A 19,321-nucleotide genomic window follows, 5' to 3' on the forward strand; every position below is an offset into this window, starting at 1 on the left:
TCAGTCGGGTGGTGTGCGTGGGGCGCGCAGGCCCAGGCTGCGCAGCTCCAGAGCCGCCAGCGCGTGGATCGCCTCCCGGTCCTCACGCCGCCAGGCCGCGGCCGGGTCGGGGGCGATTCGCAGCAGCTTGCGCACCGGGCGGCGGGTGATGGCGCGCAGCGCGAGGAGGTCGCTGTCGATGGCCCGCACCGCGACCGCCGACCGGGCCTCCCGCGCGTATCGGAACCGAAGAGGCAGCCACAGGAAGAGGACGGGGAGGCAGCCGAGCACGACGATCCCGATCGCCGTGCCGGACGCCACCGCCGAGATCGTCTCCGCCTGGTCGCGCCCGGCCGTCGCCAGCGACTGGCCCGCGTCGGTGCCCGCGCCGAGCGCCCGGGCCAGGTCCTCGCCCACGAAGGGCACACCCGACGCAGTACGGGCGGCGTCGTCGAAGGTGCCGCGGATCGACTCGCCCGCCCCCTGAAGGGCGAGCGCGGGTGCCTGCAGCTGCAGGAGGAGCTCCTGGGCTGTGCGGGCCACGATCACGCACAGCGTGACCCAGGCGATCACGAGCAGGTCCGACAGCAGTTGCAGCGCCGCGCGGAGGGGACGTTCGGCGTAGATCCGCATGGCGGCGCAGCGTAGATCAGGGCCCGGGGTAGATCACGACGGCGTAGATCAGAGGCGCGGCGTAGATCAGAGGCGCAGCGTGGATCAGAGGCGCAGCGTGGATCAGGAGGTGTGGATGGGGCCCTCGCGCTCGGCCAGCCGGTTGCCCACCCCGCCCCAGTGCAACGCGATCATCTCCGCCGCGATCGAGACGGCCGTCTCCTCCGGGGTGCGGGCGCCCAGGTCGAGGCCGATGGGGCTCGACATCCGGTTGATCTCGGCGTCGGTGAGCCCGCGCTCGCGCAACCGCTCGATGCGGTCGTCGTGGGTGCGCCGCGACCCCATCGCGCCGATGTAGGCCACCTCAGGCAGCCGCAGGGCCACCTCGAGCAGTGGCACGTCGAACTTCGGGTCGTGGGTGAGCACGCACAGCGTGGTTCGCCCGTCGACGCGGCCGGCCTCGGCCTCGGCCTGCAGGTAGCGGTGCGGCCACTCGACCACCACCTCGTTGGCGCCCGGGAACCGCGACGCCGTGGCGAACACCGGGCGGGCATCGCACACCGTGACGCGGTAGCCGAGGAAGCTCCCGATGCGCGCGACGGCGGCGGCGAAGTCGATCGCGCCGAACACGATCATCCGGGGTGGCGGCGCGAACGACTCGACGAAGACCGACAGGCCCTCGCCGCGGCGCTGCCCGTCGGTGCCGTAGGTGAGCATCGCGTTGCGGCCGGAGTCGAGCAGGCCGCGCGCGTCGTCGCGGACAGCGTCGTCGAGCCGAGTGGAGCCCGTGCCACCGTCGGTGTGGTCGGGCCAGACGATCAACCGCTTGCCGAGTCGTTCGGCCGGGCCGGAGACGACTGTGGCCACCGCGACCGGCGACTCGGCCTTCACGGCCTCGGCCACCTGCCCGAGCTGCGCGTACGTCTCCGGGCTGACCTTCTCCACGAAGATGTCGATGATCCCGCCACAGGTCAGCCCCACGGCGAACGCGTCGTCGTCCGAGACGCCGTAGCGCTGCAGCACCGGGCGGTCCTCGGCGAGCACCTGCTCGCCGAGCTCGTACACCGCGCCCTCGACGCACCCGCCCGACACGCTCCCGACGGCCTCCCCCGAAGGACCGACGAGCATCGAGGCGCCTGGTTGGCGGGGTGCGGAGCTGTAGGTGCCGACGACGGTGGCAAGCGCTGCGGTCTCGCCCTTCTCCCACCACTCGCCGAGCTTGGCCAGCACATCACGCATGTCTGATCACCTCGAGCAGTTGTTCCAGTGTGGCCAGACTGTGCCCGGCCAGCAGATCGTCCAAGTAGGGGAGCGCGGCGACTATTCCGCCCTGCACCGGTGCGTAGCCGTCCTTCCCGGCGTGTGGGTTGACCCAGACGACCCGGTGCGCGAGCCGCCGCAGCCGGGACATCTGCTCACCCAGCACGTCGGTCTCGCCGCGCTCCCACCCGTCGGAGAAGACGACGACGACTGCACCCCTGGCCGCCCCGCGCTGCCCCCACCGGTCGACGAACGCGCGCAGCACCTCGCCCAGCCGGGTGCCACCCGACCAGTCCGGGATCGCCCGGCCGGTCGCCGCGAGCGCGCGCTCCGCGTCGCGCATCTGCAGCTCCCGGGTGACGCGCGTGAGCCGCGTGCCGAGTGTGAACGCCTCGACGGAGCCTGGCGCCCGCCGCACGACGACGTGCGCGAACCGGAGCAGGGCGTCGGCGTAGGGCTCCATCGAGCCGGAGACGTCGACGAGCAGCACGATCTTGCGCGGCCGCCGCGAGTGGTCGCGCCGCCGCAGCTCGCGCAGCTCGCCCTGGTTGCGCAGCGCCGCCCGCAGCGTGCGGCCCGGGTCGGTGCTGCCGTGGCGCGCCGGGCGGAGCCTGCGCGACGAGCGGGTCGGCGGTTCGGGGCGCAGCAGCGCGAGCAGTCGCCGCAGGTGCTCGCGCTCGGCGGCGGTGAGGTCGCCGAGGTCGCGGTGGCGCAGCACTTCAGTGCCGCTGGCCCTGGCGTGGATCTGCGGTCCTGCCTCGTCGCCGTCCTCGCGCTCGTTCTGCTCGGACGGCGTGAGTGCGGCGAGCTTGGGCGGTGGCGGCGGGCGCTCGTCGGTGATCCGGGTCCGCCCGCCCTGCTGCGGGGTGAACCAGTCCTCGAACGCGCGGTCGTAACGCGGGAGGTCGTCGGGGTCGGAGCAGAGGGTGAGACGCCCCGCCCAGTACGTCTGGGTCCGGCTGGTGACGTCCAGGGCGTCGAGCGCGGACAGGAACGCCGCCACCCGGTCGGTGGTGACCGCGAGCCCGGCGTTGCGGAGCACAACCGTGAAGCCCACCAGGCCGGCGAGCGGGTCATCGGCCGGCGGCGCTGCCGGAAGGGAAGCGGTCACGGCCTCAGGACGCCAGCAGGCTGTCGAGCTGCTTGCGGATGCGGTCGGCGTCCTCGCGGTACTTGAGGACCGCTCCGAGCGTGGCGGCCGCGCTGTCGACGTCCAGGTGCCGCGCGCCGACGAGCTGCAGTGCGCGGGCCCAGTCGATGGTCTCCGCGACGCCGGGTGGCTTGAGCAGGTCGGCCTGGCGTAGCTGCCGGACGGCCCCCGCCACCTGCGTCGCGAGGCGCTCGGGGAGACCCGGGAGCCGCGAGTGCAGGATCTCGATCTCGCGCTGCAGATCGGGGTGGTCCAGCCAGAGGTAGAGGCAGCGGCGCTTGAGGGCGTCGTGCACCTCGCGCGTGCGGTTCGAGGTCAGCACGACGAGCGGCGGCGTCTTCGCCCTGATCTCGCCGACCTCGGGGATGGTCACGGCGTGCTCGGTGAGCACCTCGAGGAGGAATGCCTCGAACTCGTCGTCGGCGCGGTCGATCTCGTCGATCAGCAGGACGCTCGGGCTCGTCTGCAGCGCGCGCAGGATCGGGCGGGCCAGCAGGAAGCGCGGGTCGTAGAGGGAGGCCTCTACGGCGCCGGCGTCGAGCGTCTCGCCCGTGGCGCCTGCCGCGGCTTCGAGCGCGCGCAGGTGCAGGAGCTGGCGGGGGAAGTCCCAGTCGTAGAGCGCCTGTGCGGCGTCGATGCCGTCGTGGCACTGCAGGCGGATCAGCTCGGCACCGAGCACCTGGGCGAGTGCCTGGGCCAGCGCGGTCTTGCCGGTGCCGGGCTCGCCCTCGCAGAACAGGGGCCGGTTCATCCGCATGGCGAGGAAGGTGGCGGTGGCGAGGCCGTCGTCGGCGAGGTAGCCGGTGGTCCGGAGCGCCGCCGCCAGCTCCGCGGGGGATCCCGCAGCGTTAAGAGGCACACACCCAGCATGACGGAACGATGGGTCCGCAGCCACCTGCCGCGTGTGGCCTGGCGCACTCGCCGCAGGCCCGATGTGACGCGGTGTAGTCACCACAAGTGTCGCGCAATCCGTAATACTTCCAGATTGGATGTATTGTTTATCGGGCGTGATCATGTCATGATTTCATGTGGTTGACCTGCCGATTCTTGCATAACGTGGAGTTAATCGTCCCGTTACCGTGACGTCGGTCACGCCCGGTCGTATTGACGATTGCGGGTGCGGTGTCCGTAGCGTCCGTTCCTGGTCGCCCCACCCAGGGGTCGGCCAAAATGCATCCGGAATCGTCGCGCCGTGCCCTGTCCCGCGGTTCCGGTCCGTCGAGTTGGAGACGGGACAGGGAGCGAGGTCGCCATTCAAAGGAGTCACTCCCCCGACTCCGTTGGACCGGCACGAGACTGCCCGCCGGGTTACCCCCACCCGCTGACGAGCAGCTACCCCTCGAAGGTGCGAGTTGGAGACACTGAAATGACTTCTCGACCGGGTTCCCCCAAGCGAAGTCTGCTGCGTCTCGGAGTGGCGGGTGCAGTTGCCGTCGGTGCCACCTTCGCTCTTGCCGGCACCGCCAACGCAGCACCGGATTCGGCCTGGGACGAGCTTGCCCAGTGCGAGAGCGGCGGTAACTGGGAGATCAACACCGGAAACGGCTTCTACGGCGGGCTGCAGTTCAAGCCGACCACGTGGCGCGCCTTCGGCGGCTCGGGCCTTCCCCACCACGCCAGCCGCGAGCAGCAGATTGCGGTTGCCGAGCGCACGCTCGCGGCCCAGGGCTGGAATGCATGGCCGTCCTGCTCGCGGAAGATGGGACTGCGCGGCAACGCCGCCGAGCCCACCCGCATGCGTGCATCGGCCCCGGCCAAGGCCACGCGTCCCGACGCGGCTCGCGTCGCCGAGAACGGCGCGGACTACACGGTCGCAGCAGGCGACACCTTGAGCAAGATCGCCGCCGCCCAGAAAGTCTCCGGCGGCTGGCAAGGGCTCTTCGAGCGCAACCGCGACGTACTGAGCAGTCCCCACGTGCTCCGCGTCGGCCAGCAGCTCGACCTGAGCTGAGCGGTCGCCGAGCGGCGCGGGTGCGATCACGGGTCCGCGTCCGTTCGTGCGTTCGTGCGTTCCGGCACCAGGTCAGGCCGAGCCGACCCACTCGTCGGAGCCGTCGGTGAACACCTGGTGCTTCCAGACCGGCAGCAGGCGCTTCACCTCCTCTACCAGCTCGGCGCAGGTCTCGAAGGCCTCGCGCCGGTGATCAGCCGCAACGGCGCAGGCCAGCGCGACGTCCCCGATCTCGAGCCGCCCCACCCGGTGGCTCACCGCGATCGCCCGGACGCCGCGCGCCCGGCCCGCGATCTCGGCGGCGATGTCGGCCACCACCTTTGCCGCGGTCGGGTGGGCGCTGTACTCGAGGCCGCGCACCGAACGCCCGCCGTCGTGGTCCCGGACCACGCCGGCGAACGTCACCACGGCGCCGGCGGCCGCCTGCTCCACGAGAGTGGCGTGCTGGGCGACGTCGAGCGGTGATTCTCCGACGGCGGCGCACAGCACCGCCGCGCCCGTGATGTGTCCGCTGGCCTGCTCGGTCATCGGTGATCGCCTCCTCGCAGCTGGTCGACGGCGTGGTCCAGGACGTCCGCGAGCACAGCCAAACCGTCCCGAACTCCGCCTGTCGATCCGGGTAGGTTCACGACGAGCGTGCGCCCGGCCACCCCGCTCAGACCGCGCGAGAGCACCGCGGTCGGGACCTTGGGTGCGCCGGCGGCGCGGATCGCGTCGGCGAGGCCGGGCACCTCGTAGTCGAGCACGCCGCGGGTGACCTCCGGCGTGGCGTCCGTGGGCGAGATGCCTGTGCCGCCGGTGGTGATCACCACGTCCACGGCGTCGGCCACGGCCTTACGGAGCGCGTCGCCCACCGGCTCGCCGTCGGGCACGACCTCGGCGTCCGGTGTCGCGTAGCCGCGCTCGCGCAGCCACGCCACGATCACGGGGCCGCTGCGGTCGGCGTAGACACCCGACGAGGCACGGTTGGACGCGGTGACCACGCGGGCGCTGCGACTCACGACCGGTCCTCCGGACGGGTCCAGGTGCCGGTCTTCCCGCCCTCCTTGCGCTCCACGCGTACGCCGTCGAGCACGGCGGCGGGGTCGACGGCCTTGACCATGTCGTGCAGCGTCAGCCCGGCCACCGCGACGGCGGTCAGCGCCTCCATCTCGACGCCGGTGCGGTCCGTGGTGCGCACGGTGGCCCGGATGCGGACTTCCGTGCCGTCGGGCTCGAGGTCGAGTGTCACCCCGCTCAGCGCGATCGGGTGGCAGAGCGGCACGAGGTCGGGGGTGCGTTTCGCGCCCATGATCCCGGCGATGCGGGCCGTCGCGAGCGCGTCGCCCTTCGGCAGGCCGTCCCTGCGTAAAAGATCGACCACCTCGGCTGTGGTGCGCAGCGTTCCGGTGGCCACTGCCGTGCGCGCGGTGGGCTCCTTGCCGGTGACGTCCACCATGCGGGCGGCACCCGCGGTGTCGACGTGGGTCAGCTCCACGTCCGAACCCTACGGGGTGCGCGAAGCGGGCGCAGAACCCTCGGTGCGTGTGATCTGCATCTCTGCTTAGCAACCTGGAAGTATTTTGTGCGTTGTTCATGCAGGGTGTGCTGACCTGCGTCGACCGAGACCGACACCGCCGTTCGGCCTACATCCGGGCGCAGCGTGCCGCCATTTGAGGGGTTTGCTCAGGCCGCGCTCGGTCGTAGCGTCCGCGGCGGCCCGATGGGATGTCCCCAGATCCGGTGTCGGGCCCCGGAACCGCAGCGCTCCCCTGTCCGGCGGTCCCGGCTCCCCGTTGCCTCACCGAAGCGTGGGACAGGAACGGACCGCGGCTCCCCGGCCGCGCCGCCACCCCCGGGCGGAGAAGTCCGTGCGCAGCGCACGGAGATACCTCATGGCGCGCAACCGCGGCCGTCACCGTGCCCCGAGCACGACAGGTCGGACGATCGCCCGCACCGCCATTGCCGGTGCCATGGTCGGAGCCCCGCTCCTGGTCACGATGCCCGCCGCCAACGCCGCGACCGACTCGACATGGGATCGCGTCGCGCAGTGTGAGAGCGGCGGTAACTGGCAGATCAACACCGGGAACGGTTTCCAGGGCGGACTCCAGTTCACCCCGTCCACCTGGTCCGGGTTCGGCGGCGGAGAGTTCGCGGCGACGGCCAACCAGGCCACCCGCGAACAGCAGATCGTCGTGGCCGAGCGGGTGCTCGCCGGCCAGGGCTGGAATGCATGGCCCGTGTGCTCGAAGAAGGCGGGCGCCACCGGCGAGGCCCCGGCCCAGCGGGCCGCTCCCACCGCGGCTCCCGCTCAGGCGGCGTCCGCCGTCACCAGCGCCCCCACGACTGTCGGCGGGTACGTCGTCAAGAGCGGGGACACGCTCTCCGGCATCGCCGCGGCCCAAGGCGTCGCGGGCGGCTGGGAGGCGCTGGTGCAGAAGAACTCCGCGCTCGCGGCCAACCCGAACATCATCTTCCCCGGGCAGCGCCTGACCGTCTGAGGACGCGGTGATCGCCGCGGTTCCGGTTCGGGGGCTTTCCTGAACCGGGACCGCATGGCGGTCGGCGAGGACCGGCGCAACATCCACAGCGCCGGAAACCGGCCAATTTCTTGACGCAAGACATCAGCAAGAAGAAGGCGCCTGGCAGATGCGTCTACCTGTACGTGGTCCGGGCTTCATCCCCAGAGGTGTGTGATGAGGGTGTTGGCAACCGTGGCCGTCGAGATCAGCAGCGTGGTGACCCACCTGGTGCGCTATCCGACCGGTCTGCGCTGTCCCAGGATGACCGCGAACCTGGCAGACCGCACCGGAGGCTCGGTGGAGCCGATCGTTCTCTTGCCTGGGCTGGCCGACAACATGGCGGTATTCACCCGGTTGAGGATGGCTCTCGAGGACTGTGGTGTCGGACCCGTGGTCGCGTTCGCCTACAGCCCGCTCGTCGGCGACGTCCGCAGCGTGGCCGCGAAGCTGGCCGAACAGGTCGAGGAGCTGTGCGCCATCACCGGGGCCTCCAGGGTCAGGCTCGTGGGGCACAGTCTCGGCGGGTTGATCGCGCGGTACTACGTGCAGCGGCTCGGCGGCGATGCCCGGGTTGACCTCGTGGTGACCGTCGCGACCCCGCATCGCGGCACGATGGCCGCATGGCTGTTGCCGCCGCTGCCGTTGGCGCGCCATCTCCGCCCGGACTGCGAGCTGTACGCCGAGCTCGCCGAACCTGCGCCGACGTGCCGGACCCGGTTCGTGACCTTCTCCAGTAGGGGCGACGCGGTGATCCTGCCGGCCGGCAACGGCCAACTCGACCACCCCGACCTGCCTACCCATAACATCGTCCTGCCCGGCATGGGCCACTTCACCATGGCCGACCACCGCCTGGTCATCGACGAGATCTGCCGGCAACTCGCCGCTTCCCCGGCCACCCAGCAGCGCGATGGGTGCCCCATCGCGCGTGCCTCGTAGCTTCGGCACCAGCGGAGAGCAACCTGTTCGACCAACGGGCGGAACTCATCGGAAGCGTGCGAGCTGCCCCGGGGTGTCGACGTCGTCCGGTCTGGCGACGTCTCCGCATTCGACGAGGGCAAGCGCCGCGTGTCCGGCCAGGTACGTCCGTGCGCCGGCATCACCGATGGCGGAGGAGCGCACGCCCGCCCAGTGCTCGCGCCCTATCAGAACGGGATGTCCCGGGCGGCCGGCGTACGCGGCGCGTACGAGGGCGTCAGGAGAGCCGTGCGCCAGTAAGCGCGCCACGGCGGCTGCGGTGACGCCCGGCAGGTCCACGAGGTGCACGAGCGCGGCGGCCGATTCGGTGTGTTCGAGCGCGGCGAGCCCTGTGCGCAGGGATGCCCCCATCCCTTCGGCCCAGTCGTCGGCCACCACGGCTTCGACGCCCGCAGGCAGCAGCGTGCGGACCGCGTCCGCCTCCGCTCCCAGCACCACGACAACCGGCGCGCAGCCACCCTCGGCGAGCACACGCAGCGCGCGCCGCACGAGCGGTTCGCCGTCCAGCTCGACGAGCGCCTTGGGCCGGCCCATCCGGCGGCCCGCGCCGCCGGCGAGCAGCAGGCCGGTGGCCCCGGCTACTTGTTGATCTCCGTGACAGGGTGCACGTAGGGCACCTCCTCGAGCGGGAACTCGACGTCACCGAATGGCGAGAGCGAGCCCTGCACGGGGCTGGCGAGCTCGGTGACCGGGTGCTCGCCGTCGGGCAGCTGCGGCCAGGTCGGGTCGATACGGCCCTGCCGGGACTCGGCCACGGGTCCTCCTCGGAAGTCGGCTGTCGGGATCGAGTATCCCGTACGCCCATACCGGCGATGTGTCCGGATACCTGCGACTACCGTGGAGCTGATGTCCGTGCCCACCCCGCTGGTCGACTGGCTGCGCGCCCAGGACGACGCAAGTCTCGCCACGCTGCTGCGGCTGCGTCCCGACCTGGCCGTGCCGCCGCCTGCGGACCTCACCGTGCTCGCCACCCGCGCGGGGATCAGGGCGTCGGTGCACCGGGCCTGCGACGAGCTCGACACCGTCACGCTCGCGGTGCTGGAGGCGCTCGTCGTCGCGGACGCCGACGTCGAGCCGGTCGACGTGTCCGCGGTGAGCCGCCTCCTCGGCCCGGACCTGCCTGCGGCGGCCCTCGACGCTTCCCTCGGCGGGCTCCGCGAGCGGGCGATCGTCTGGGGTCCCGACGACGCCCTGTCCCTCGTTCCGGCCGCCCGCGAGGTCGTCCCGCGCCATCCGGGCGGGCTCGGCCGCCTCGCGAGCGGACCGGCGGGCTCGTCGGCGCTGCCCGATCTGCTGGCCGCCGTCACACCCGACGAGCGCCGGGTGCTCGACGCCCTCGCCGCCGGGCCGCCGATCGGTCGCAGCCGCGCAGGCGGGGACCCGGAGAGCGCGGTGGGCCGCCTCCTGGCCCGCGGGCTGCTGCTGCGCGTCGACTCCGAGACCGTGGAGCTCCCGCGCCAGGTCGGGCTCGCGCTGCGTGGCGAGCGCCCGCTGGGGCAGATCGCCGTCACGCCCCCGGACATCGGCGCCCGCGACCGCGGCGGCGACGTGGTCGACCGCACCGCGGGCGGAGCAGCGCTCGAGGTCATCCGCCGGCTCGAGTCGCTCATCGCCCACTGGAGCCGTATCCCGCCGCCGGTGCTGCGCTCCGGCGGCCTCGGCGTGCGCGAGCTGCGGCGGGCGGCCAAGGAGATGGACACCGACGAGGCCACGGCGGCCCTGCTCGTGGAGCTCGCCGTGGCGGCCGATCTCGTGGCCGAGAGCGACGGGGTGGCGCCGGACTGGGTGCCCACCACCAACGCCGACGTATGGGCCGCTGGCGGTCCCGAGGTGCGCTGGTCGCTGGTGGCCCGCACGTGGCTGGACCTGCCCCGGCTGCCTGGGCTCGTCGGTCGCAAGGACGACGCGGGCAAACCGATCTCGGCGCTGTCGGACGGGGTGCGTCGCCCGGTCGCGCCTCGGGACCGCCGCCGGGTGCTCGCCGGGCTCGCCGAGCTGTCGCCCGGCACTGCGCCGGGTTCGCCGTCCGCGCTGGCCGACCTGCTCGCGTGGCGGGCGCCGCGGCGGGGCGGCCGGCTGCGCGACGAGGTGGTCGGCTGGGCGCTGACGGAGGCCACCGTGCTCGGCGTGGTGGCGCTGGACGCGCTCTCCGGCCCCGGTAGGGCACTCATCGGTGACCAGGCGGGGCTCGTCGCCGCCCTGCGCGCCACGCTGCCCCCGCCGGTCGCCCATGTGCTCCTGCAGGCCGACCTCACTGCCGTCGCCCCGGGGCCCCTCGAGCCAGAGCTCGCACGTGAGCTGGCCCTCCTGGCCGATGTCGAGTCGGCAGGCGGCGCCACCGTCTACCGCTTCACCGAGGCCACGGTCCGCCGAGCGCTCGACGCCGGCCGTTCCGCGTCCGACCTGCACGAGCTGCTCGCCAAGCGCTCGGCCACGCCCGTGCCGCAGGGCCTGACCTACCTCGTCGACGACGTCGCACGCAGGCACGGGCGGCTGCGCGGCGGGGCGGCAGCGTCGTTCCTGCGCTCGGACGACGAGGTGCTCATCGCCGAGGTGATCGTCCACCCCGGCTCGATCGGGCTCGAGCTGCGTCGCATCGCCCCGACCGTCGTCGTTTCCCCTCTTCCGCTTGTCGAACTGATGGACGGATTGCGCGCCGCCGGCTTCAGCCCCGCCGCCGAGGACACCGGCGGTGCCGTGCTCGACCTCTCCGACCGCGGCAGGCGCACCGACCCGCGTCGCCGCTCCGGGGCCAGGCCGGGCCCGCCCGAGCCCGGCGCCGAGCAGCTCGCCGCGCTCGTGTCGCGGATGCGGGCCGGTGATGCGATGGCCGGGGTCCGCAGGGGTACTCCGGCCGCGGCGACCAACGGGGCCACTGTCGACATCCTGCGCTCCGCCGCCGCTGCCCGTCGCAGCGTCTGGATCGGCTTCGTGGACGGGCACGGCCGGGTGGGGGAGCGGGTGCTGGAGCCCACCATCGTGGGCGGCGGGGTGGTCGAGGGCCGCGACACCGTGGACGGTGCGGTGCACCGGGTGCCGCTGCACCGCATCACCAGCATCGCGGTGGTCGAGGAGCCGGCGCAGGGCGCGTGAGCCGCGCCTGTCCTGGCTCACACCGCAAGTAGCTGCTCTTTGGCCATACGAGATCGTGCTCTCGCATAGGAGCGGCGTGCAGTGATGCGAGGGCGGCGGCGGGAACACCGCTCTCGCATCAGAGCGGTGTTAGCGCGCGCCCGCCGTCATGCGGTAGTGCATCGCGTGCTCGACCAGCGTGATCAGCGTCTGCTTCGTCGACTGCCGGTTGCGGGCGTCACAGCTGATGATCGGGATCGTCGCGTCGATCGACATCGCTTCCCGGACGTCGTCGATGCGATGCTGGAGCAGCCCGTCGAAGCAGTTGAGGCCCACGACGTAGGGGAGCCCGCGGTCCTCGAAGAAGTCGATGGCCGCGAACGAGTCGGCGAGCCTGCGGGTGTCGACCAGCACCACGGCGCCGATCGCGCCGCGCACGAGGTCGTCCCACATGAACCAGAACCGGTGCTGACCAGGCGTTCCGAACAGGTAGAGGATCAGGTCGGCGTCCAGCGACACGCGGCCGAAGTCCATGGCCACCGTGGTGGTGACCTTGTTCGGGGTGGCCGCGAGGTCATCGACGCCGGCGCTCGCTTCGGTCATGACGGCTTCGGTGGTCAGTGGCACGATCTCGGAGACCGAGCCGACGAACGTCGTCTTGCCGACGCCGAAGCCACCTGCCACCACGATCTTGGCCGAGATCGTCGCCGTGGTGGCGACCCCTCCCTGCCCAACGCCTGTCCGACGGGGGTACGCCGACGCGGAGCGAGGCGGAGTCCCGTCAGTGGGATAGCTAGAGCCGACGGAGTCCACTCAACACCCTTTCCATCAGGGCGAGGTCCGGCGCCTTGCCGGCACTGCTCGCTGTCTGGTGCACCGTCACAAAACCGAGCCCTGCCATGTCGCCCAGCAACACCCTGGCGACGCCGAGCGGCAACGACAGGAGGGCGGCGACCTCGGCGACCGATCGCGTCTGCTCACACAGCTCCGCGACGGCCCGGTGCTCGACCTGCAACAGGCCCATCTGGTCCCGGCCGCGCTGGCTCGTCGAGACGAGCGCCTCGATGGCCAGGTCGAGCCCGGATTTCGTACGACCACGTGTCCATGCGTACGGTCGGACGGCGGAGGCTCCGGTCTCCTCGCCGACCTGGTCCGTGCTGACGAGCCGCATGTCGATCGGTGCCGTCGGCGGGCCGGGCGGCACCTTGGCGGGTGGCGCCTTGGCGGACGGCCGGTCCGGCGGCGCAGCCTGCTTGGCCTCCTGCGTACCTGCGTCGTCGTTCAGCTCGACGTCCGTGCCCCGCCTGCGACCCCAGCGCCGCCGCCGCGGCGAACGGCCTGCATCAAAGCTGAAGCCGTTCATGATGTCGGCGAAAGTCGGCTCCGAGGGTTGCCGGCGGTTGTCGTCGGAACCGGAGGTCATCGGACTCACCTGCTTTCTGCCGATCGATCGTCTTATCGGTGGAACGATGGTGCGGTCTGGCTCAGATGCCGTACGTGCCCTGGAGCTCGGCCCGCAGCTCCGGGGTGAGCAGCTGGCCGACGCGGTCGACGAGCAGCGTCATCTCGTATCCGATCAGTCCGATGTCACAGCTCGGTGACGCCAGAATCGCGAGGCAGGAGCCGTCGCTGATCGACATGAGCAACACGATGCCACGGTCCATCTCCACGACCGTCTGCACGACACCGCCCGCGTCGAAGCAACGGGCCGCGCCCTGCGTCAGGCTGACGAGCCCGGACGACACAGCGGCAAGCTGGTCGGCCCGGTCGCGGGGCAGCCGGTCGGACGCCGTGAGCAACAGCCCGTCCGCCGACACCACGATGGCGTGGGCGACTCCCGGGACCCGCTCCGCGAAATTCGTGACTAGCCAACCGAACCGGCTCGGCTGAATCTGTGGCGCCGTCATGAGGACTCCTCATCGTGTTTCCCACCCGCGTCCCCCGCGGGCCCCGTACCACTACCCCCGTTGGCCCCGGAGGCCGTTCCTTGCTCGCCGCGCAACCTGCTCTCGCGACCCTGACGAACACCCTGCTGGTAACTCGCGAGCCGGCCACGGATGGTCTCGGCGCTGCGCGCCGAGGACACCGGGGGAGCCAGCACGGCGGATCCTGCGCTTCCCGGCACGAGCCGTGCTCGCGGCCGGCGCTTGGGCAGGCCGGCAGCGGTGAGCTCGTCCTGCCGCTCGGCAACGATGTCGCTGGCCGCCCGCCAGCCCTCGTCGGCAACCGTGGCGAAGTCCTGCTCGGTGGGCGGCTGCGGCGCGGGGGCCGCCTGCTCGCGCTCTTCCGCGGGGCGGTCGGCAGCGGCCGGAGGTGGTGCGGCCGGGGGTGTGAACGCCGAAGGCGTGGAAGGCGCGGCGGGCGGAGCCGCCGCAGCGGGGCTCTCGGTGAGCCGGATCCCGTCGTCCTGAGTGCTCTCCCAGTCGACGGGGATCGGCCGGTTCGAGCGGAACCACGCCGAGGCGATCTCCTCGAAGATCGGCGTGGTCTCGCCCAGGTCGAACGCCTCGGCCTGGCGCGCCTCTGCCGCTCCCCGGCTGCCCGGTTCCCCGATCACGGGGACGCTCGGCGCGAACAGCTCGTCCGACGGCGCGGCCTGGCCGAACGGCTGCACCGGAGCGGCCGGCTGCGATCGCGGGGCGGGCCTCGGCGGGGGAAGGGGCTTGGGCGCCTGCGGCGGCGCGGGGGTCTGCTGCGGAGCGGCCTGCGTTGCCCCCGTCTGCGTTGCGCCCGTCTGCGCCGCGCCCGGCTGCTCGGCCTGGATGGACGGCTGCTGCTCGCCCTGCAGGGCCGCGGGCTGCTGGCTGGAGTCCTGCTCCTGCGCCGGGCCGGGCTGCTCGAGCCCGGGCTGATTCGCCCCGGTCAGCGGCGAACGAGCCCGCTCGAGACCGACCTGCTCGGGACCGGCCTGCTCGGGACCGGCCTGCTCGGGACCGACCTGCTCGGGACCGGCCTGTTGGGCTGCGGCAGCCTGCTCGCCCTGCTGCTGGGCCGGTGCGGACTGCCCGCTCGGCGCGATCGGCGGCCGGTTGATCAGCGGCATCGGCATCGTCGGCGGGGACACCGGCGCGGACCCGCGCGGTATGCGCTGGGGCAGCCCGGAGGGCCGACGAGGCTCGGCGGGACGCTCCTCGGCCGGGGCCTGCTGCTCCGCAGCCGCCGGGGCGGCCCGCTCCTCGGCACCGGTCTTCTTGCTGGTACCGGTCTCGTCGCGCGGGCCGGTGCCGTTCGAGGAGACCTGCTCGCCCGGCTCGCTGTGCGAGCCGTTGTGCTGAGCGGCGTCCGGGCTCGCCCCGTTGCGCGGTCCCTGCTGATCGGCCTTCGCAGCCCGCTCGGCCGCCGCCTTCGCGGCTGCGGCCTCCTGGTCGCGGCGGGCCTGCTGGGCGATCTCCCTGGCCCGATCCTCGGCGGCGCGCTCGGCGTCGCCGGGGTCGGGCGACTGCGCCGAGGGCTCCCGCCGATCGGGCGGCGTGGGCGGAAGCGGCGGCCCGTCCGGACGGAGCGTGGAGCCCGGGCGCCTGCTGGGCAGCGGGTTGCTCGCGCCGTTGTTCTGCGTGTTCTGCGGCGACGGCGTGAACAGTTGCCCGTCCTGGCGTGCGGGCGCGTCGAAGACGCCGGTGGGGTTGGACGGGCCGTCCGTGCCCGCCACCAGCGCGGAGAGGCCCCCTGCCCGGGCGGTGCCGTTGATCGCCCCTGGTCCGCGTTGCGGCTGGGCGCCGGGACGGCCGCCCTGGACGCCTGCCGGCTGCGGGATGCCGAGCGGCCGCACCTCGGCGGGCTCAGTGGACGGGATGAGGTGGGCAGGCACGGTGACGAGCGCGGTGAGGCCCCCGCCAGGCCCGCCTGCGGAGGAGGTGATGAGCCGGACGCCGAAGCCGTGGCGCGCGGCGAGGCGGCCGACCACGAACAGGCCCATGCGCCGGGACGCGGAGACGTCGACCGACGACGGGCCGGAGAGGCGCTGGTTGGCGTCGCTGAGCTCGTGGTCGGCCATGCCGACGCCGCGGTCGGCGATCTCCACGACGATCGACCCGTCGGTCGTGCGGGCGGTGCTCATGACGACCTGCGAGTCGGGCGGGGAGAAGTTGGTGGCGTTGTCGAGCAGCTCGGCCAGCAGGTGAACGAGGTCGGAGGCCGAACGTCCCTGGATCTTGGCCGTCGGCGGGGTCTGCACGACGATGCGCTGGTACTGCTCGATCTCGGACACCGCGGCGCGGAGCACGTCGACCATGGGCACCGGCGCGATGTTGCGCTTGGCGAGGTCGGTGCCCGCGAGGACCAGCAGGTTCTCGCTGTTGCGCCGCATACGGGTGGCGAGGTGGTCGAGCTGGAAGAGGTTCGAGAGCTGGTCGGGGTCCTGCTCGTTGCTCTCCAGCTGCTCGATGAGCTGCAGCTGCCGCTCGACGAGCGCCTGGCTGCGGCGGGAGAGGTTCACGAACATCGCGCTGACGTTGGACTGCAGGGCGGCCTGGTCGGCGGCGAGGCGGACAGCCTGCCCGTGCACCGCGTCGAACGCGCGGGCCACCTGTCCCACCTCGTCGCGGCCGGAGAGCGGCACCGGGTCGACGACGACGTCGGGCGTCTCGCCGGACCGCATGCTCTCGACGGCGCGCGGCAGGCGCCGCTCCGCGACGTCGAGCGCCGAGGTGCGCAGCACCCGCAGCGACCGGATGAGGGCCCGCGCGATGAGCACGGCGACCGCGATGCCGAGCAGCAGGCCGAGCATGAGGACCACGGAGTTGATCCCGGCCAGGTTGCTGGCCTGCTCCTCGGCCGCGACGCTGCCCGCGACGAGCTCGTTGCGCAGCAGGTCGGCCGAACGTTCGGCCGCAGCCCGCGAGCCGTTGTACGCGGTGTCCCACTCGGAGGGGACGATCGCGATGGGGCGGTCGGGCGGGGTGGCGACGATGGCCGCCTTGAGCCGCTCCCGCTGGGAGTTGGCGGCGTCGTCGAGGAAGTTGCCGAAGCGAGTGAGCTGGTCGGGGGTGAGCGCGACCTGGTACTCGCGGAAGGCGGCGGAGAGCTGGGCGTCGGTGGACCCGGTGTCGGCGGTGTCGGTGCCGCCCAGGCGGCCGGAGCGGATGGCCGCGCCGAGCACGGTGTGCTGCACGGCGAGCTGCTCGCCGGCGTTGGTGACGGCGGTGAGCGCGTCGGCGAGGCCCGCGATGCCGGGCGTGCGCAGCTGCCGCAGCAGCGCCCGGTCCAGGACGTCGATGCCCTCGACGACCTCGTCGTAGCGGACCCGGATCTGCGGCGACGTGAGCGCGAAGTTGTCGATCGAGTCGGTGCGCAGCGGCTGGAGCTGCGACAGCTCACCCTCGGTCTGCTGGAGCGCCGAGAGCGTGGTGGGGTCGAGCTCGCTCGCGCCGCGGACGGCCCCCAGCATCTCGTCGATCTGGCCGTCGGCCTGGCCGAAGCCGATCTCGAGGACCCCCCGGTCGCCCGCGCGGTTTCCGGCGACGAAGAGGGTGGCCTCGTCGCGCTCCTGCCGTAGCGCGTCGGCCGCGCCGGCGACCTGTTGCTGCACCTGGAGCAGCCGCGTGCTCCGGCCGAGGTCCGCCGCCACGCCCGCTTGGTCGGCGACGCGCAGTACACCGAGCACGAGGGCGAGGATGGCGGGCACGAGGCCGACGACCACCAGCTTCCACGCCAGCGTCCAGTTCCGCGGGTCCAACCGCTCGGACCAGGTGGGCCCGGTCTCGATGGTGGTCACGTCAACGTCCCCCTGAGGATTGCCGGCGACGATCCGCCGCACTCTGGCACGCAGGAACCGGCATCCGCGAGGGGGGACCGGACGAGCTGCGGTCCAGGGGCGGTGGATGGCCGTGATCGGGGGCAATACCCGGGGAGCATGAGCATCGGATCGATCCGTCGCGCCTTCGGGGTCGGGGACGGACCGGTGGGGATTCCGGCCCGCGTTGTGCTCTGCCCGGTTCCGACACGCGCCCTCTGGGGAAAGGGCGACGACCTCCAGGACCCGGTACGATCGCGGCGGCGCACGTGCGCTCTCGGACTAGAGCCGGGAAAGTATAGCTCGGCTTCGGAGCGTATACCCCCGTCGAGGTCGGTGCGCTCGGCCGTTCCTCTATCAGCGCTGCACCTACACGCTAGGTGACGGCCGTGGGCCCACCGTCAGCCACTAGGAGTACAACACCCCATGACCGATGGGCCGCTCATCGTCCAGTCCGATAAGACGCTGCTGCTCGAGGTCGACCATCCGGACGCCGCAGAGGCCCGTGCTTCCATCGCCCCGTTCGCGGAGCTGGAGCGCGCCCCCGAGCACGTCCACACCTACCGCGTCACCCCGCTCGCGCTCTGGAACGCGCGCGCGGCGGGTCACGACGCCGAGCAGGTGGTCGACGCGCTCGTGCGCTTCTCCCGCTACGCCGTGCCGCAGCCGCTGCTGGTGGACGTCGTCGACACCATGGGCCGCTACGGGCGGCTGCAGCTGACCAACTCCCCGGTCCACGGCCTCGTCATGGTCGCGTTCGACCGCGCGGTGCTCGAGGAGGTGCTGCGGCAGAAGAAGATTGCCCCGCTGCTCGGCGCCCGGGTCGACGACGACACGGTCATCGTGCACCCGTCCGAGCGCGGCCACCTCAAGCAGGCGCTGCTCAAGATCGGCTGGCCCGCCGAGGACCTCGCGGGCTACGTCGACGGCGAGGCGCACCAGATCGAGCTGGACCAGCGGGACTGGACGCTGCGCGACTACCAGCAGCAGGCCGTCGACGGCTTCTGGGACGGCGGGTCGGGCGTGGTTGTGCTGCCCTGCGGTGCCGGCAAGACGCTCGTCGGTGCGGCCGCGATGGCGAAGGCGAAGGCCACCACGCTGATCCTGGTCACCAACACGGTCTCGGGCAGGCAGTGGAAGCGCGAGCTCATTGCGCGGACGTCTCTCACGGAGGACGAGATCGGCGAGTACTCCGGCGAGCGCAAGGAGGTCCGGCCGGTCACGATCGCGACCTACCAGGTGATCACGCGCAAGACCAAGGGCGAGTACAAGCACCTGGAGCTCTTCGACTCCCGCGACTGGGGCCTGGTCATCTACGACGAGGTGCACCTGCTGCCCGCGCCCGTGTTTCGCATGACGGCCGACCTCCAGTCGCGCAGGCGCCTCGGCCTCACGGCCACCCTGGTGCGGGAGGACGGCCGCGAGGGCGACGTGTTCTCCCTCATCGGCCCCAAGCGCTACGACGCCCCCTGGCGCGACATCGAGCAGCAGGGCTGGATCGCGCCCGCCGAGTGCGTCGAGGTGCGAGTGACGCTCACCGACTCCGAGCGCCTCGGGTACGCCGTTGCGGACGCCGAGGAGCGCTATCGGATGGCGGCCACCGCCCACACCAAGATCAACGTCGTGAAGTCGATACTGGGGCGGCATCCCGGCGAGTCCGCGCTCGTGATCGGGGCCTACCTGGACCAGCTGGACGAGCTGGGCGAGACGCTCAACGCCCCCGTCATCCAGGGCTCCACCAAGAACAAGGAACGCGAGGCGTTGTACGACAGCTTCCGCCGCGGGGAGATACCGGTCCTTGTGGTCAGCAAGGTCGCGAACTTCTCGATCGACCTCCCCGAGGCGAGCGTGGCGATCCAGGTCTCCGGCACGTTCGGCTCACGGCAGGAGGAGGCGCAACGGCTCGGGCGGCTGCTGCGGCCCAAGGCTGACGGGCGGCAGGCGCACTTCTACTCCGTGGTCTCCCGCGACACGCTGGACACCGACTATGCGGCGCACCGGCAGCGGTTCCTCGCCGAGCAGGGCTACGCCTATCACATCGTCGACGCCGACGACCTGCTCGGCCCCGCGATCCCGGACGTCTCCTGAGC

The 19,321-nt window shown here is 72.4% G+C and carries 16 protein-coding genes and 1 pseudogene; 5 read left to right on the forward strand and 12 right to left on the reverse strand.

All coding sequences use genetic code 11. The features are described 5' to 3' along the window. From ABD143_RS28875 to ABD143_RS28890, 4 genes are all read right to left on the reverse strand, one after another. On the reverse strand, nucleotides 1-612 hold the full coding sequence (locus tag ABD143_RS28875) for a hypothetical protein (RefSeq protein ID WP_343984602.1): 612 nt from the start codon (nucleotides 610-612) through the stop codon (nucleotides 1-3). 102 nt (nucleotides 613-714) lie between these two features. Beyond that, nucleotides 715-1,830 carry an XdhC family protein gene (locus ABD143_RS28880; RefSeq protein ID WP_343984603.1) on the reverse strand — a complete coding sequence of 372 codons (1,116 nt, stop codon included), beginning with the start codon at nucleotides 1,828-1,830 and terminating at the stop codon, nucleotides 715-717. Continuing rightward, the gene (locus ABD143_RS28885; RefSeq protein ID WP_343984604.1) at nucleotides 1,823-2,962 is read right to left on the reverse strand and encodes a vWA domain-containing protein; all 1,140 of its coding nucleotides are present in this window, start codon (nucleotides 2,960-2,962) and stop codon (nucleotides 1,823-1,825) included. The genes ABD143_RS28880 and ABD143_RS28885 overlap by 8 nt, the downstream gene beginning before the upstream one ends. A 4-nt stretch (nucleotides 2,963-2,966) precedes the next feature. Further along, entirely contained in the window at nucleotides 2,967-3,860 is an 894-nt protein-coding gene (locus ABD143_RS28890) for an AAA family ATPase (protein ID WP_343984605.1), read from the reverse strand. Nucleotides 3,861-4,367: 507 nt separating this feature from the next. On the opposite strand from ABD143_RS28890, the gene ABD143_RS28895 reads away from it, so the two are divergent. Further along, entirely contained in the window at nucleotides 4,368-4,952 is a 585-nt protein-coding gene (locus ABD143_RS28895) for a transglycosylase family protein (RefSeq protein ID WP_343984606.1), read from the forward strand. Nucleotides 4,953-5,024: 72 nt separating this feature from the next. Here the strand turns inward: ABD143_RS28895 and ABD143_RS38370 are convergent. Together ABD143_RS38370 and moaC are read right to left on the reverse strand one after the other, a co-directional pair. Further along, nucleotides 5,025-5,953 (reverse strand): annotated as a pseudogene (locus tag ABD143_RS38370) (molybdenum cofactor biosynthesis protein MoaE). Further along, the gene (moaC, locus tag ABD143_RS28910; protein ID WP_343984609.1) at nucleotides 5,950-6,429 is read right to left on the reverse strand and encodes a cyclic pyranopterin monophosphate synthase MoaC; all 480 of its coding nucleotides are present in this window, start codon (nucleotides 6,427-6,429) and stop codon (nucleotides 5,950-5,952) included. The pseudogene ABD143_RS38370 and the gene moaC overlap by 4 nt, the downstream one beginning before the upstream one ends. Before the next feature lie 397 nt (nucleotides 6,430-6,826). Here moaC and ABD143_RS28915 point away from each other — a divergent pair, with 397 nt between their 5' ends. Together ABD143_RS28915 and ABD143_RS28920 are read left to right on the forward strand one after the other, a co-directional pair. Beyond that, nucleotides 6,827-7,432 (forward strand): LysM peptidoglycan-binding domain-containing protein, encoded by a 606-nt coding sequence (locus tag ABD143_RS28915; RefSeq protein ID WP_343984610.1) that lies wholly within the window; start codon nucleotides 6,827-6,829, stop codon nucleotides 7,430-7,432. 213 nt (nucleotides 7,433-7,645) lie between these two features. Next, entirely contained in the window at nucleotides 7,646-8,389 is a 744-nt protein-coding gene (locus ABD143_RS28920; protein WP_343984611.1) for an esterase/lipase family protein, read from the forward strand. A 45-nt stretch (nucleotides 8,390-8,434) separates the two neighbouring features. On the opposite strand, the gene ABD143_RS28925 is transcribed toward ABD143_RS28920, so the two are convergent. Continuing rightward, on the reverse strand, nucleotides 8,435-8,992 hold the full coding sequence (locus ABD143_RS28925) for a nucleotidyltransferase family protein (RefSeq protein ID WP_343984996.1): 558 nt from the start codon (nucleotides 8,990-8,992) through the stop codon (nucleotides 8,435-8,437). A 14-nt stretch (nucleotides 8,993-9,006) separates the two neighbouring features. Continuing rightward, nucleotides 9,007-9,183: a hypothetical protein gene (locus ABD143_RS28930; RefSeq protein ID WP_343984612.1), complete on the reverse strand. Its 177-nt coding sequence runs from the start codon at nucleotides 9,181-9,183 to the stop codon at nucleotides 9,007-9,009. A 91-nt stretch (nucleotides 9,184-9,274) separates the two neighbouring features. Here ABD143_RS28930 and ABD143_RS28935 point away from each other — a divergent pair, with 91 nt between their 5' ends. Further along, nucleotides 9,275-11,521, forward strand: coding sequence for a helicase-associated domain-containing protein (locus tag ABD143_RS28935; protein ID WP_343984613.1), 2,247 nt, complete (start codon nucleotides 9,275-9,277; stop codon nucleotides 11,519-11,521). Between the two features lie 129 nt (nucleotides 11,522-11,650). Here the strand turns inward: ABD143_RS28935 and ABD143_RS28940 are convergent, their stop codons facing one another. From ABD143_RS28940 to ABD143_RS28955, 4 genes are all read right to left on the reverse strand, one after another. Next, nucleotides 11,651-12,202: a GTP-binding protein gene (locus ABD143_RS28940; protein ID WP_343984998.1), complete on the reverse strand. Its 552-nt coding sequence runs from the start codon at nucleotides 12,200-12,202 to the stop codon at nucleotides 11,651-11,653. A 91-nt stretch (nucleotides 12,203-12,293) separates the two neighbouring features. Beyond that, entirely contained in the window at nucleotides 12,294-12,923 is a 630-nt protein-coding gene (locus ABD143_RS28945) for a DUF742 domain-containing protein (protein ID WP_343984614.1), read from the reverse strand. Between the two features lie 61 nt (nucleotides 12,924-12,984). Further along, nucleotides 12,985-13,407, reverse strand: a complete 423-nt coding sequence (locus ABD143_RS28950) for a roadblock/LC7 domain-containing protein (RefSeq protein WP_343984615.1) — start codon at nucleotides 13,405-13,407, stop codon at nucleotides 12,985-12,987. Next, nucleotides 13,404-17,213, reverse strand: coding sequence for a sensor histidine kinase (locus ABD143_RS28955; protein ID WP_343984616.1), 3,810 nt, complete (start codon nucleotides 17,211-17,213; stop codon nucleotides 13,404-13,406). The genes ABD143_RS28950 and ABD143_RS28955 overlap by 4 nt, the downstream gene beginning before the upstream one ends. A 444-nt stretch (nucleotides 17,214-17,657) precedes the next feature. Here ABD143_RS28955 and ABD143_RS28960 point away from each other — a divergent pair, with 444 nt between their 5' ends. Next, nucleotides 17,658-19,319 carry a DNA repair helicase XPB gene (locus ABD143_RS28960; protein ID WP_343984617.1) on the forward strand — a complete coding sequence of 554 codons (1,662 nt, stop codon included), beginning with the start codon at nucleotides 17,658-17,660 and terminating at the stop codon, nucleotides 19,317-19,319. Nucleotides 19,320-19,321: the final 2 nt, after the last annotated feature.

Source organism: Pseudonocardia aurantiaca, from assembly GCF_039526725.1.
GTDB classification, from domain to species: Bacteria; Actinomycetota; Actinomycetes; order Mycobacteriales; family Pseudonocardiaceae; genus Pseudonocardia; species Pseudonocardia aurantiaca.